Source organism: Mycobacterium sp. NPDC051804, from assembly GCF_044452905.1.
In the GTDB taxonomy this organism is placed as follows: domain Bacteria; phylum Actinomycetota; class Actinomycetes; order Mycobacteriales; family Mycobacteriaceae; genus Mycobacterium.
The window spans coordinates 39069-52681 of record NZ_JBITCD010000008.1 but is presented as its reverse complement, the minus strand read 5'-3'; the positions used below and the strand labels follow the sequence as shown (position 1 = coordinate 52681).

Annotated in this window: 13 protein-coding genes; 11 read left to right on the top strand and 2 right to left on the bottom strand. The window is 64.4% G+C overall.

Annotated features, from left to right (window positions below):
- Together ACIA48_RS29125 and ACIA48_RS29120 are read left to right on the top strand one after the other, a co-directional pair.
- A complete protein-coding gene (locus ACIA48_RS29125; protein WP_396739630.1) occupies positions 1-1311 on the top strand; it encodes a hypothetical protein in 1311 nt (436 codons plus the stop codon).
- A complete protein-coding gene (locus ACIA48_RS29120; RefSeq protein ID WP_396739628.1) occupies positions 1308-2396 on the top strand; it encodes a hypothetical protein in 1089 nt (362 codons plus the stop codon). The genes ACIA48_RS29125 and ACIA48_RS29120 overlap by 4 nt, the downstream gene beginning before the upstream one ends.
- Here the strand turns inward: ACIA48_RS29120 and ACIA48_RS29115 are convergent.
- Positions 2390-2725, bottom strand: coding sequence for a hypothetical protein (locus ACIA48_RS29115; RefSeq protein ID WP_396739626.1), 336 nt, complete (start codon positions 2723-2725; stop codon positions 2390-2392). The two genes, ACIA48_RS29120 and ACIA48_RS29115, sit on opposite strands and share 7 nt — an antisense overlap.
- Positions 2726-2860: 135 nt before the next feature.
- Here ACIA48_RS29115 and ACIA48_RS29110 point away from each other — a divergent pair, with 135 nt between their 5' ends.
- A complete protein-coding gene (locus tag ACIA48_RS29110) occupies positions 2861-3853 on the top strand; it encodes a hypothetical protein (protein ID WP_396739624.1) in 993 nt (330 codons plus the stop codon).
- Positions 3854-3865: 12 nt separating this feature from the next.
- Here the strand turns inward: ACIA48_RS29110 and ACIA48_RS29105 are convergent, their stop codons facing one another.
- A complete protein-coding gene (locus ACIA48_RS29105; protein WP_396739622.1) occupies positions 3866-4513 on the bottom strand; it encodes a GntR family transcriptional regulator in 648 nt (215 codons plus the stop codon).
- A 137-nt stretch (positions 4514-4650) separates the two neighbouring features.
- Between ACIA48_RS29105 and ACIA48_RS29100 the strand changes: the two genes are divergently transcribed.
- Genes ACIA48_RS29100 through ACIA48_RS29065 form a run of 8 tightly spaced genes read left to right on the top strand, consistent with a single transcriptional unit; the run spans position 4651 to position 13612 of the window.
- The gene (locus tag ACIA48_RS29100) at positions 4651-5856 is read left to right on the top strand and encodes an MCE family protein (protein ID WP_396739620.1); all 1206 of its coding nucleotides are present in this window, start codon (positions 4651-4653) and stop codon (positions 5854-5856) included.
- Positions 5853-6881, top strand: a complete 1029-nt coding sequence (locus tag ACIA48_RS29095) for an MCE family protein (RefSeq protein ID WP_396739618.1) — start codon at positions 5853-5855, stop codon at positions 6879-6881. The genes ACIA48_RS29100 and ACIA48_RS29095 overlap by 4 nt, the downstream gene beginning before the upstream one ends.
- Positions 6878-7972 (top strand): MCE family protein, encoded by a 1095-nt coding sequence (locus tag ACIA48_RS29090; protein WP_396739616.1) that lies wholly within the window; start codon positions 6878-6880, stop codon positions 7970-7972. Before ACIA48_RS29095 ends, ACIA48_RS29090 begins: the two co-directional genes overlap by 4 nt.
- A complete protein-coding gene (locus tag ACIA48_RS29085; protein WP_396739614.1) occupies positions 7969-9309 on the top strand; it encodes an MCE family protein in 1341 nt (446 codons plus the stop codon). The genes ACIA48_RS29090 and ACIA48_RS29085 overlap by 4 nt, the downstream gene beginning before the upstream one ends.
- Positions 9310-9341: 32 nt before the next feature.
- Entirely contained in the window at positions 9342-10454 is a 1113-nt protein-coding gene (locus ACIA48_RS29080) for an MCE family protein (protein WP_396739612.1), read from the top strand.
- Complete coding sequence (locus ACIA48_RS29075; protein WP_396739610.1) at positions 10454-11935, top strand: MCE family protein; 1482 nt, start codon at positions 10454-10456, stop codon at positions 11933-11935. The genes ACIA48_RS29080 and ACIA48_RS29075 overlap by 1 nt, the downstream gene beginning before the upstream one ends.
- 23 nt (positions 11936-11958) lie before the next feature.
- Positions 11959-12411 carry a hypothetical protein gene (locus tag ACIA48_RS29070; RefSeq protein WP_396739893.1) on the top strand — a complete coding sequence of 151 codons (453 nt, stop codon included), beginning with the start codon at positions 11959-11961 and terminating at the stop codon, positions 12409-12411.
- Positions 12412-12436: 25 nt separating this feature from the next.
- Positions 12437-13612, top strand: coding sequence for an NDMA-dependent alcohol dehydrogenase (locus ACIA48_RS29065; RefSeq protein ID WP_396739608.1), 1176 nt, complete (start codon positions 12437-12439; stop codon positions 13610-13612).
- Position 13613 lies beyond the last annotated feature (1 nt).

The following is a 13613-nucleotide window of genomic DNA, read 5'->3' as shown; positions in this document are numbered from 1 at the left end:
ATGAGCACCGCTGAGACGGCCATCGCCGTCACCCATCCGCGCCGAGCGGTGATCGACCGCGCGTGGCGCGCGATCGGTCCCGGTGTGGAGGTACTCAGCGGCGACGACGGTGGACCGTTGCGGCGCACCGTGAAGCGGATCATCGACCCCTTGGTGCTGCGGTTGCGCTCCAACACGCAGTTCTCGGCGCCGTTCGTGCCCGCCGACGTCGCCGAGGCGATGCATGACGTGATCGTCGGCCAGGCCGCCCAGATGCGCGCGGCGGCAGCCTGGTTCGAGCTACTCAAGCGTGAGCGCCGTCGGCTCCGGATCACCAGCGGGAACGCCCAGGAGCTGTATTTTCCGGTCTGCTTCGAGCTAGCTGTCACGAAAGGTGCACCTGCTCAACCTGATTCGGGGGAGGCCGAATCGGTGCTGCGAGAGATCCATGACGACCGGGACCGCACCGCGATCGAGGTGCTGAACACCTATTCTTCGGACCATCTGGTCATCTCGGAGCTGTCGGATCAATTGCGCTCCAGCTGGCGTGACGTGCGGGCCGGGACCGAGATCACCGGTCCGTTCCTGTCAGGGCTGACGACAGTGCTCGGGCCGGCAGATTCGCACGGCGCCGCGGCGGCGCGGCAGCGGGTCTGGCAGGCGCTGATCGCCGATGTCACGCCGTACAACCTCGGAGCCGCCGCTCATGAGAACACGTCACAGCTGCCGTGGTCGATCGTGGCCCTGGGCCTCAGTTCCGCTGAACCGCAGGGTCCGCCGGCGGTCGTCGGCGGGTCCGACAGCGAACGGCCGCTCAATAGGCCCGTGATCGACCGGGTGCGCGCGACATTGCGCCGCGCGATGGATCGCGAAGAGCTGCCTGATGTTCCGATGCTGTGCGAGGAAGAGGTCGACCGGTGCTGCGCACCCTGGGGGCTGATGGCCGAGGACAAGCAGGCGACGCTGGTGGCCGGAATCGAGATCGCCGTCGACCTGGCGCCGCTGTCCGAAACCGCGACGACCCGCTATGACCTCGCCCGTCAGATCCAGGCGCGGCTGCGCAAGGAGGCATACGTGCTGCACGCGCGCCGCTACCTTGCCGACGGCGGGCCGGTCCACCCTCGCCAGCAGCAAGTGATCGACGATCTCGCGGCGTTCGCTCGCCCGTATCTGAGCCGGCTGTGGGCGCGCCTGCACGGCCGCGACGTGTGGCAGGAACCGTGTTCCGATGTCGATGACGTCCGCGCGCTGCTGGAGGGTGTCGCACGTTCGGTGAGCCTCGACCACCGCCAGCGCATCAAGACGATGCTGGAATTGCAGGTGGCCGGATGAAGCTGATGTCAGATTCAGGACTGTGGAGCACCGGCCCCTCGGTGGCACCCTCTCCGTTGCATGCCGTGCTCGAGGTCAGCGGTGCGGTGCTGTCGTGGACGGTCGATGATCCGTCTGTCGATCCTCAGATCACGTTCACCGATCCCGCCAGCGCGGACTGGCTGTGGCGCGTGTTGGGGGAGGACGGGCACCGCGCAGTCGCGTCGACGGTGGATCAAGCTCCACCCGATGAGGCCCACGCCGTCGACCTGTCCGGGGTTGATGTGCTGCCCGGATCGCTGGACCCGCTGCGCCGGTTGGCATTCGGCCATTGGCTGCGGCGGTGGTGGCCGGCCAGTCAGCGTGACGGGATCGCAACGCTCGACGCCGCGCTACTGGACGCGGAGATTGCGATCCTCACCGCGGCCGCCGAGGGCTTCTTCTCCGACGACACCTTCGACTCGGACGTGGCCGAGGTGTTGCGGCCGCACGTCGCCGCGCTGAACGCCCATGTGCAAGAGGGTGATCCGCGTGTCGTCGAGCTGGTGGAGAAGTGCACCGATCTCGCCGATGAGGTGGGCATCGTCTTCGACACGCCTGCGCGCTCCAGCCGCCGGGACGACTACGCGCTCGCCGCGGGTGGCGATACCGGCCGGACCACGTCGACGACCGTTGCCACGGGTGTCGATTCGGTGCACTGGTCCGCCGTGCCCGCCGGCATCTTTGATGCGGCCGAGAACACCGTCAACTGGAGCGTCGAGGCTATCGAGGACGGAGTGACGGCGATTGTGCGAGTGGATTTGTCGGGACTGGGTTCGCCCAACGGCATCGCCGCACGGTTGCGTTCCGGAACCTACGGTGGCGACGGGGTCCTCGGCGCCGACGGGCGCGCGGCGTTCCCCGTCGTCGACTCCGATGAGCAGTCGATATCTGAATCTGCAGCGTGGGACCATGATTGGCGCGCAACCGAGTTGACGATCGGCGCAGTCGGTGGGGAATCGGCGCAGACACGTGACCGAATCCGGAGCTTCGCGCGCTCGCGGCTGGCTTCACCCGGCGACGACGCCTACCTGGCCGAGATCCTGGCCTCCGAATCCGACTACTGAGACTCGGGTTTGCGCATCGATTCGCGAATCTGTGCCAACCGCTCGGCGGCGGCACGCTGTCGCGCGTCGTACTGCTCCTCGACGGAGCGGCCCTCCGGGGTCTCGGCATCGAGTTCGGCGGCGCCGATCGCGGTGCCGTAGCGGGTCTCGATCTTCTCGCGCACTGAATCGAACGTCGGGACGCCGCCCGCGGTGTAGCCGGTGTCGACGGGTTCGGTCGGCGCCGTAGGGGGTGCCGGGGTCGGCGTGGGCGTCGGATCGACATCCGGATCCGGCTCGACGATGGGATCGACCACGTCTTCCGGCTCCTGGGCGGGTTCATCCGGCATGCCGCCCACGCTACCCGGCAGTGCAGAGGGCAGGCCCACCTCATATTCAGATCGATTCCAGGCACCGCCGAACTCCCGGCAGGCTATGCTTTGCAGATTGTCTGCAATCTACAAAATGACGGAAGTGGAGAACGCGTGTCCGACCACGTCGGTTTCGAAGTCATCCGCCAGCCATCGGAGCTGAACCACTACCGGCGCGACTGGGTGCCCAGTGCTGGTTTGGGACTGTCCGGAATCTGGATTGGCGCAGTGGTCAGCGACGCTTCCGGCCAGAGGTATTGGGGAGTGCGCGGATGCGATGACTTTCTCACGGGCATGACGCACGTGGTGTCGCCGATCTGTGGCTTCCGCTCACTTCCCAACAGGCTCGACGCCGACGCCGCGCATCTGTTCGCCGAGTACTCCACGCTGGACTGGTTCGAGCCCATGCAGTATCTCGACACCGGCGAGCAGATCCAGCTGATGTTCCCGAGCGGACGAATCGAACGCGACGCCAACGGGTTTCACTGGTATGACGCGGGCGGCCGATGGGAACTGCACGGCACCACCGTCAGCGACATCGTCCTCACGCATGTGCCGGTGCAGGACGGCATCGACGACGACGTCTACTACCGCCATGAACTGATGTATGTCACCGGCACGATCAACGGCGCCGAAGTGTCCGGCTACGGCCATCAAGACTTCGCGTACGGGCCGCAGGGGAAGATCTACACCGAGCTGCCGATCGCACGTCAGCTGCAGGGCATGTGGGTGTCCTGGTTGCACGAGTTCGCCGACGGTGAGCTGGGTGGTGGCAGCTTCTGGCAGGGCAAAGAAGGCGTGACATTCGGCCCGGGGTATCAACTCAAGAACGGTGTCACCACGGTGCACGACGACATTGTCGCGAAACCGACCTTTACCGAAACCGGCAAGATGGCGACCCTCGACACGGCAATCGGATCTGACTCGTACACATTCACTTTCGACTCGAGCGGCAGCCCGCTGCACTTCTTCGGACCGCTGACCGACAACTCGTCGGGTAAGCAGCCACTACGAAGCTGGTGCTGGGTGGAGTATGCGGGGGGACTGCTCACTCCCGAACTCCTGGACGCCGCGACGGGAGTGTTCGCGCTGGCGCGGGGGCGCTGACCGATGATCGCCTCAGCGGTCGCTGAGCACCTTCATGAGTCGGTCGAGGCATTCTTTCTGCGTGACGGCGTGCTCGGCGATGGCACGTTCGCCATCGCGAGCCCTGATCGCCTCGATGACACCAAGCGCTCCTCGCCGGCTGATCTCGATGGTGTCGGGGACGACTCCGACGATGGTGTCGATCGCGGTCGCGCGGGCCTTACGCACCTTGCGCGCGATCGCAGGCGCACTGGCCGCGTCGAACAGCACATCGAGATAGTGCTCGCAAAGGGCGGAGATTTTCGCAGGATCTTCTGTACCAGTGAGGTTCTCGGCCACCTCCGCAAGCGCGGCGTCGAATTCTGGCGTCATGCGTACGGCTGCCCGGCGCGCGACCAGACCGAAAATCAGATCCCAGACTTCGGCATTGTCGGCCACCGATGTCTCGACCGGCAGGACGAAACCGCCGCGGTGCATCTCCATCCTGACCCAGCCCTCTTGCTCGAGGATCACCAGCGCCTCGCGCACCGGAACCCGGCTGGTGCCGAGTTCCGCGGCGATGTCTTCCTGGGTCAGACGCTCACCCGGACCCAACTCGCCGCTGAGTATCTGCCGACGAAGGTGGTCGGCGATGAGCTCGCCGCTACTGCGACGAGCAAGCGGGCCAGCGGGTTGGGTCATATGGCGTCGACGGCACCTTCCGAATCGGGGCCCTGCCCGGGCCGTGCAGCAGATCGTAAGCCCGCGCGGTCAGCGGACGAGGACCAAATTGTCACGATTGTAGATAATCTGCAAAATCCCGGACGTCATACGAGTTGATGAGCAACTGGGGGGCAGGCCGCGCGTATGTCCGGCCACTAGCTGGAGTGCTGGCCATCGCTGCGGCCGCGGCAACGGTCGCCTTCGCCGTCGGCATGTTTCGCGGGGGATTCGCCGGAACCGTTCCCGTAACAGTGATTTCGGAACGCGCAGGCCTGGTGATGAATCCCGACGCCAAGGTCAAGATGAACGACATCCAGGTCGGCACCGTGTCAACCATCCAGCAGCGGCCCGACGGGACAGCCGAACTGCACTTGGCCCTTGATCGCTCCACACTGCATCTGATTCCGTCGAACGCGACCGTCGACGTCGCATCGTCAACGGTGTTCGGTGCGAAGTTCGTCGAGTTCATGCCGCCGCCGGACCCCTCTTCGGTGCCCATGCGTGCCGGTCAAGTCATAGAGGGCCGGCACGTCACGGTCGAGATCAACACTGTCTTCGAACAACTCACGTCGATGCTGTCGACGATCGAACCGGAGAACCTCAATCAGACCCTGAGTGCGCTGGCAACCGGGTTCGGCGGACGCGGACTCGCGATGGGCCAAATCATCACCGATGCGGATGCCACGCTGGCCGAACTGGATCCCAGTCTGGACGACCTCAGTCACGACATCGCCGTCGCACCGGCAGTGCTCAACACCTACGCCGACGTCGCACCGGATCTATTGAAGACCGCCGCGAATGCGAGTTCGATCAGCCGGACGATCGTCGAGAAGCAGCGCGACCTGGATGCACTCCTGGTCAGTGTCATCGGTCTCGGGGCTACGGGCAACGACGTTCTGACGAGCAACCACCGACCGCTGGCCGATGTCGTGCACCTCCTCGCGCCGGTCACCGCGCTCACCAGCGAATACAACCAAGCCCTCTATTGCGCACTCGCCGCGGCGATTCCGCTGGCGAAAGTGCCGCCGCCGCGGGTCCCCGGAGGCGAAGTGTTGGCGAGTTTCGTGTGGGGCGCTGATCCCTATCGCTATCCCTCAGACCTGCCCAAGGTTGCGGCGACGGGGGGACCGCAATGCTTGGGACTGCCTGACTTCGCGTACGAAACCCGGCCGCCTTACGTCCTCGCCGATGTCGGCACCAACCCGTTCGAGTTCGGTAACCGGGGCGTCGAGCTGAATGCGGCAGGCATCAAGGAAATTCTGTTGGGCCGTCCTTTGGACGGTCCGCCGCGCAACGCCACGCAGGTGGGGATGCCCGGATGACTCGCACATGGTCGACGGGCTTGAAGTTCGGCGTGTTCGGCGCCGTGATGGTGCTCCTGACGGCTGCGCTATTCGCCGTTTTCGGCGAGTACCGCGGCAATTCCGCCACGGCGTATTCGGCTGTCTTCAAGGATGTATCCGACCTGCAGACGGGAGACTCGGTCCGGGTCGCCGGAATTCGGATCGGCACCGTCACCGGGGTATCGCTTCGATCGGACAAGACGGTGGTCGTCGATTTCGAGGTTGAGCGCAAGGTCGTGCTGACTGCCGGCAGCCGGGCTGCCGTTCGCTATCTCAACCTCGTCGGCGATCGCTACCTCGAACTGATCGACGGCCCGGGCGAAAGCCGAATCATGCCCGGCGGCTCGCAGATCCCGGCCGACCGCACGATGCCCGCCCTGGATCTCGACGTTCTACTCAACGGTCTCAAACCCGTTGTCCAAGGCCTCGACCCGCAGGACATCAACCAGTTGACGACCTCGCTGATCCAAATCATGCAGGGACAGGGCGGGACGATCGAATCGCTGCTGTCCCGGACATCGTCGTTCACCAATGCGCTGGCCGACAACGGCCAGCTGGTCGAGCATCTGATCGACAATCTCAACGCTGCAATGGCCACCCTGTCTGAAGACGGCGAAAAGTTCTCCGGCGCAATCGAAAAACTGCGTCAACTGGTCAGCGAGCTGTCGGCCGAGCGTGAACCGATCGGCGCTGCGATCGACTCGCTCAGCAATGGCACGACATCTTTGGCCGGTCTCCTCGGTCACGCGCGTGAACCGCTGACAGCCACGGTCGACCAACTCCATCGCCTCGCGCCTGCGGTCGACGACAAAAAGGGCCTCCTCGACGCGGTGCTGCAAAAATCCCCGGAAAACTACCGCAAGCTCGCCCGGATGGGCTCCTACGGGAGCTTTTTCAACTACTACCTCTGCGGCGCGACCATTCGAGTGTCTGATCTGCAAGGCCGCACAGCAGTGTTCCCGTGGATCAAACAAGACACCGGGCGATGCGCGGAGAACCCATGAACAAATACCGCGGAACCAGGCTTATCCGCGCCGGCTTCATCGGCGTCGTTCTCATCATCTTGATCATCGCCGTTGGGCTGCAACCCGAGCGACTGGTGACATGGGCGACCTCGGTTCGCTACCAGGCGGTGTTCACCGAAGCCGGTGGACTGATCGCCGGCAACGAGGTGCGGATAGCGGGATTCACCGTCGGCAGCGTCTCCAACGTATCGTTGGACCGCGGCCGCGCACTTGTCACGTTCACGGTGGACAGCGGCGTCAGCCTTGGTTCGCAGACGACAGCCCACATCCGAACCGGAACCCTGCTCGGCGAGCGGATATTGACCCTGGACTCCGACGGCCCTTCGACCATGGCGCCACTCGACCGTATTCCGGTGTCGAGGACGTCCTCGCCGTACTCGTTGGCCGACGCGGTCAGCGACCTCACCACCAACCTCGCCGGCACCGACACGCGGTCGATCAATCATTCCCTCGACGTGCTCGCCGCCACCATCGATCAGATCGCACCGCAATTGGGTCCGACGTTCGACGGTCTGACCAGGCTGTCGAGATCGGTCAACGGCCGCAACGAAACGGTGGCCAAACTTTTGGAACACACCGCAGATGTGACGGGCATCTTGTCTGAGCGCACCGACGAGGTCAACGCGCTGATCCTCAATGCCAACGACCTCACCGGAGTCCTGGTGGAGCGTCGTCAGGCGATCGTGAACCTGCTGACGGCTACATCGTCACTGGCTCAGGTGGTTTCGGGAATCATCGCCGACAACGAACAGGAGCTGGCACCGACCCTGGAGAGGATCAACTCGGTGACGGCGATGCTGGAGAAGAACAGGGACAACATCGCCAAGGCAATCCCCGGTCTGGCGAAGTACGAAAGCGGCTTGAGCGAACTGGTGGCGACGGGCCCGTACTACATCGGCTACATCCCCAACCTCACCCAGGGCTCGATCCTCCAACCCTTTCTGGACTATGCGTTCGGGTTCCGTAGGGGCACGGATGCCGGACAACCACCGGACAACGTCGGCCCGCGTGCCGAGATTCCGTTCCCGCTGACCGGCATTCGACAGCCATGGGAGCAGTGGCCCCGATGACCCGTAGCAGGATGCTGACTGCGGCGGCAGCCGGACTGCTGGCTGTGGTCCTACTTGCGTCAACCGCCTATCTGGTCCGCGAACACTTCTTCGCTCCGAGGATGATCACCGCGGACTTCACCACCGCCACCGCGATCTACCCGGGTGACGAGGTGCGCGTAGCCGGTGTGGAGGTCGGCACGATCACGGCGATCCGACCGCAGGCCACGTTCACGAGACTCGAATTGGCTGTCGATCGCGACGTACCCATCCCCGTTGATGCCAAGGCTGTGATCGTCGCCCAGAACCTCATCTCCGCGCGCTACGTACAGCTGACACCGCCCTACGAGTACAGCGGCCCGCAACTCGCCGACGGCGCCACCATCCCGCTCACCAACACCGCTGTGCCGGTCGAGTGGGACGAGGTCAAAACACAGCTGACTCGTTTGGCGACAGAGCTCGGACCACGCAACGGTGTATCCGACACCGCGACAGGCAGGTTCATCAACAGCGCCGCGGACGCCATGGCAGGCAACGGAGACAAGTTGCGCCAGACATTGGCTCAGCTCTCAGGGGTTGGGCGCATCCTCGCGGACGGCAGCGGAAACATCGTCGACATCATCAAAAACCTGCAGACTTTCATCACGGCGCTGCGTGACAGCAGCACACAGATAGTGCAGTTTCAAGGCCGGCTGGCCACCCTCACTAGTGTGCTGGACGGCAGCAGGTCCGATCTCGGCGATGCCTTGACCAACGTTTCCCACGTGGTCGGGGAGGTTGAGCGGTTTGTCCGCGGGAGCCGAAGCCAAACGGTCGAACAGGTACAGCGGCTCGCGAACGTGACTCAGAACCTCGTCGAGCGTCAAAAGGACCTCGAACAGATCCTTCACGTCGCACCGACGGCCGTCGCCAACACACTCAACATGTTCGATCCGCGTGACGGGGGAGTCACCGGTCTCTTCACGTTCTCCAACATCAGCAATCCGGTCCAATTCATCTGCGGCGCAATCGGTGCGATCCAGAATGTCACCGCGCCGGAGACGGCCAAACTCTGTGCGCAGTACTTGGGGCCCGCACTGCGGTTGACAAACTTCAACTACATTCCACTGCCCATCAACCCACTATTGGCCCCCGCCCCGGCGCCGGATCGCATCGTCTACACCGACCCGTCGCTCGCCCCCGGTGGCGCGGGTTACCCTCCGGGACCGCCCGAGACACCGCCGGCTGTTTCCGCCTTCACCGGCGCCGGAGACGTGGCCCCACCACCTGGGTATGGGCCGCCCCCCGGTCCGCTCCCGGTTGCGCCGGCCACACTTCCGGGCCTGCTGCTGCCTGCGGAAGGGACACCGCCGCAATGAACTTCACACGTACCGTTCGACACAGTACGGCCATGCTGTGTTGTGCTGCGCTGACATCCGCTGGATGCGGATTCCAGGGAGTGAATTCTCTGGCGTTGCCGGGCGCGGCCGGCCGCGGCCCCGATGCCGCCGTCTATCACGTCGAGGTGGCCAACGTCGGCACCCTGGAGCCCAACTCGCCTGTCATGGTCGACGACGTTGTCGTCGGCAGCGTCGCGGCGATGGACATCGATGGCTGGCACGCGGACGTGGAGGTGTCGCTGCGCCCCGACGTGGTCGTACCGGCCAACGTGGTTGCACGGGTGGGGCAGACGAGCCTGCTCGGCTCGATGCACATCGCGTTCGATACACCGCTCGGCGAAGCACCAGACGGCCGACTGCTCCCGGGGGCCACCATCCCGATGTCTCAGTCCGCGACATTTCCGTCGACAGAGCGAACCCTGTCGACGTTGTCAACTGTCGTGAACTCCGGTGGCCTCGGGCAGATCGGTGACATCATCCACAGCTTCAACGCCGCGCTCAGCGGCAAGGAGTCGCAAGCCCGCGACCTCCTGGTTAGGCTCGACAAGTTCGTTGGCGTCTTCGACGGCCAGCGCGACGACGTCATCGCCTCCCTCGAAGCGCTCAACCGGTTGTCGGGAACGCTCGTCGACCAGCGTGCCGTCATTCGGCAGGCACTCGACGAAATCCCTCCTGCGATCGATGTATTGATCGCACAACGAACGCAGTTCACCACCGCGCTGGAGCGGATGCGCGCGTTCAGCGACACCACCGTCGCGGTGGTCGACGATACGCAGACCGACCTGGTCGCCAACCTTGCCAACCTCGACCCGACGGTGCGCGCACTCGCCGATGTGGGCCCCGAGATCGACGTGGCGCTCGCCTACCTCCCGGTCATGCCGTTCGGGCAGAACGTCATCGACCGCGCCATCCGCGGCGACTACATGAATCTGTTCGCCGTCATGGATCTCACCGTTCCGCGGCTGAAACGCACGATGTTCGCCGGAACGCGCTGGGGTGACGAACACGCGCTCCTGGTGCCCGCCCCGGGCGATCCTGGCTACGACGCCTACTACAACCCGCTGATCGACCCGCTCGGCGCGCCGCCTATCGAACCCGCCGCTCCTGCTTCGGGAGGGGGCTGATGCTCTCACGAATCGTCCGTACACAATTGGTGATCTTCACAATCGCATCGATCATCGGTGTCTCGGCGATGGTGGTGAACTACCTCCAGGCGCCCACTCTGCTCGGCATCGGCCGCATCACGGTCACCGTCGAATTACCGCGTGGCGGAGGGTTGTATCCACTCGCCAACGTCACGTATCGAGGCGCACAGATCGGCAAGGTCACCGACATCGAGCTCACCGCGAAGGGTGCGCAGGCCACCTTGTCGCTAGAGACGTCGCCGAGAATCCCCGCCGACCTCGTGGCGCACGTAAAGAGCATTTCGGCGATCGGCGAGCAGTACGTCGACTTGCGGCCCCGAAGTGAATCGCCGCCGTATCTGACGGACGGTTCGGTGATCGCGATGAGTGACACCGAAATGCCGCAACCGGTCGGTCCGATGCTCGATCAGACGAGCGCTCTGCTGGCGAGTATCCCGAAGGACAAGCTCGCTGAGCTGCTGGATGAGTCCGCGAAAGGTCTAGACGACGCCGGGTTCGACCTCGGCTCGCTGGTGGATTCCTCGGCGGTGGTGGTCCGAGACAGCCGCAGCGTTGTCGGCGAGTTGCGTGCCATGCTCACCGACAGCCGGCCGTTGCTCGACGGCCAGATCGAATCGACCCAGGACACCAGAACGTGGACGCACAGTCTAGCCAACGTCACCGACCAACTGGTCGTCAGCGACCCGCAGGTGCGGACGATCCTCCAGTCGACACCTGCTGCGTTGGACCAGGTCTCGCAGTTGCTGAACGAAGCCAAGCCCACCCTGCCGGTGCTGCTGGCCAACCTCACCAGCCTGGGCCAGGTTGCCGTGACGTATCTGCCCTCGCTGGAGCAAATCCTCGTCCTGTTGCCGTCGTTCTTCGCCGACTTCCACGGCGTCTCGCCGTGGAACAACCCAACGGGTCTGCCGCTGGGCAACTTTCGGATCCAGCTGAACGATCCGCCCGCCTGCACGGTGGGATTCCTGCCGCCGCCACAGTGGCGGTCACCGGCCGACACCACCACGATGGACACTCCGGACGGCCTCTACTGCAAGCTGCCGCAGGATTCGCCCCTCCTAGTCCGCGGTGCGCGGAATCTACCGTGCATGGCGCATCCGGGCAAGCGCGCGCCGACCGTGGCGATCTGTGACAGCGACCAGCCGTACCAGCCGCTGGCCATGCGGCAACATGCGCTCGGGCCAAGTCCCTTCGACCCCAATCTGATATCGCAGGGCATTCCGCCCGACGATCGAATCGACTTCGAGGAGCGCATCTACGCCCCCATCGAGGGCACGCCGCTCCCCGAGGGTGCTCCGCCGCCGACGGGCCCGCCTCCGGTCGCCGTCACAACCTACGACCCACGCACCGGGCGTTACATGGCGCCCGACGGATCGATGCACGAGCAGCCCAGTCTGGTCGCGGACAAACCGTCGAACTGGCAGGACCTTGTGATACCTCCGGGATTCGTGTCGCCATGATTTCCTTGAGAATCCGAGCCTTGATGGTCGCGGTAGTCGTGGCCGCGTTCGCGACACCGCCGGTGCACGCTGCCGTCGACCCCGCGTTGAACGGTCAGTTCACCGCGACGTCGGATGGCCAGTGGGCCAAGAACAAGGAGATCTTCCACCCCGAGGCAACCGTGATCAGCACGTGGACCATCTCGTCGAGATGCACCAACGCCTACTCGTGCACGGGCACGGTGGTCAGCGACCACGGCTGGACTGCCGAAGCGAAATACACCTCCCAGATGTGGTTCGTCACGCGAAGTCTCGAAGACTGGGAGCCGTGCGCGGACGGCACGTCCGCGCCTGGCAAGCAGATCATCAAGTTCTACGAAAGCCGCTACCAGCCCGGCAAGTACGAGGGGTGGGACACCACAGCCGGGCCAAGCGGTGCATGCGGGATCAACAGGCCATTGTTCATCGAACTCCCGTTCACGTTGGTTCCGAAGTGACGGTACGCACTCCGAAAGGACACAGATGAAATCACGGGCGGCGGTATTGCGCGGGGTTGGTATGGACTGGGAAGTCACCGACGTGGAACTCGATCCACCCCGAGCGGGTGAGGTTCTCGTGAAGATGGCGTACGCCGGAGTCTGCCACTCCGATGAGCACTTCTATACCGGAGACAGTGTTCCCGGACCGGATATGGAGGTCATGATGCAGGCCGCCGGTGTCGAGGTTCCCGAGTGGTTCCCCATGCTCGGCGGGCACGAGGGCGCAGGCATCGTGGAGGCAGCTGGCCCAGAGGTCAAGACGCTGAAACCCGGTGACCACGTGGCGGTCTCATTCATCCCCGCTTGTGGGAGCTGCCGTTGGTGCGCGCGGGGATACACCTACCTCTGCGATGTCGGCGCCGACATCTACAGCAAGGTGATGGTGACCGACGGAACTGCCCGTCGCCACCTGCCCGGTCCGGACGGCGGCGAAGACCTGATGGCGATGATGCAGGTCGGCACCTTTTCGGAGTACGTCGTGGCCTCTGAGCGATCGCTCGTCAAGGTCCACGACTGGATCCCACTCGAAGCGGCGTCGCTGGTCTCCTGCGGCGCGACCACCGGATTCGGGTCGGGGTCGACCGCGGCGGGAACAGAGATCGGTGACACCGTCGTGGTGATCGGCGTTGGTGGAGTCGGAATGAACGCTGTCCAGGGCGCGAAAATCGCTGGTGCCAAGTACATCGTCGCGGTCGACCCTAACGAGTTCAAGCGGCAGATCGCCCCAAGCTTCGGTGCGACACACACCGCTGTCGACGCTGGAGCCGCGCTCGAACTGGTCAAGGAGATCACCTGGGGCGCAATGGCGGATCGCGTCGTACTGTCACCCGGGGTGGTTCCCGTCGATCTGGTCATGCTCGCAATGATGCTGGTGCGCAAGGGCGGTACGTGTGTCGTGACGGGTATGGCCAAGCTGACCGACCTCATGGTGCCGTTGATCCTTCCCGACTTGGTCAGCTCGTGTAAAACCCTCAAAGGCGCTCTCTACGGAGAGTTGAACCCCCGCGACGCGATACCAAACCTGTTGTCGATGTACGAAGCCGGCACGTTCAAGCTGGACCAGCTCGTCACCCAGAAGTACAAGCTCGACGACATCAACGAGGCGATGAAAGACCTCCGCGCAGGCAAGAACATCCGCGGCGTGATCGCGTTCGAGTAGT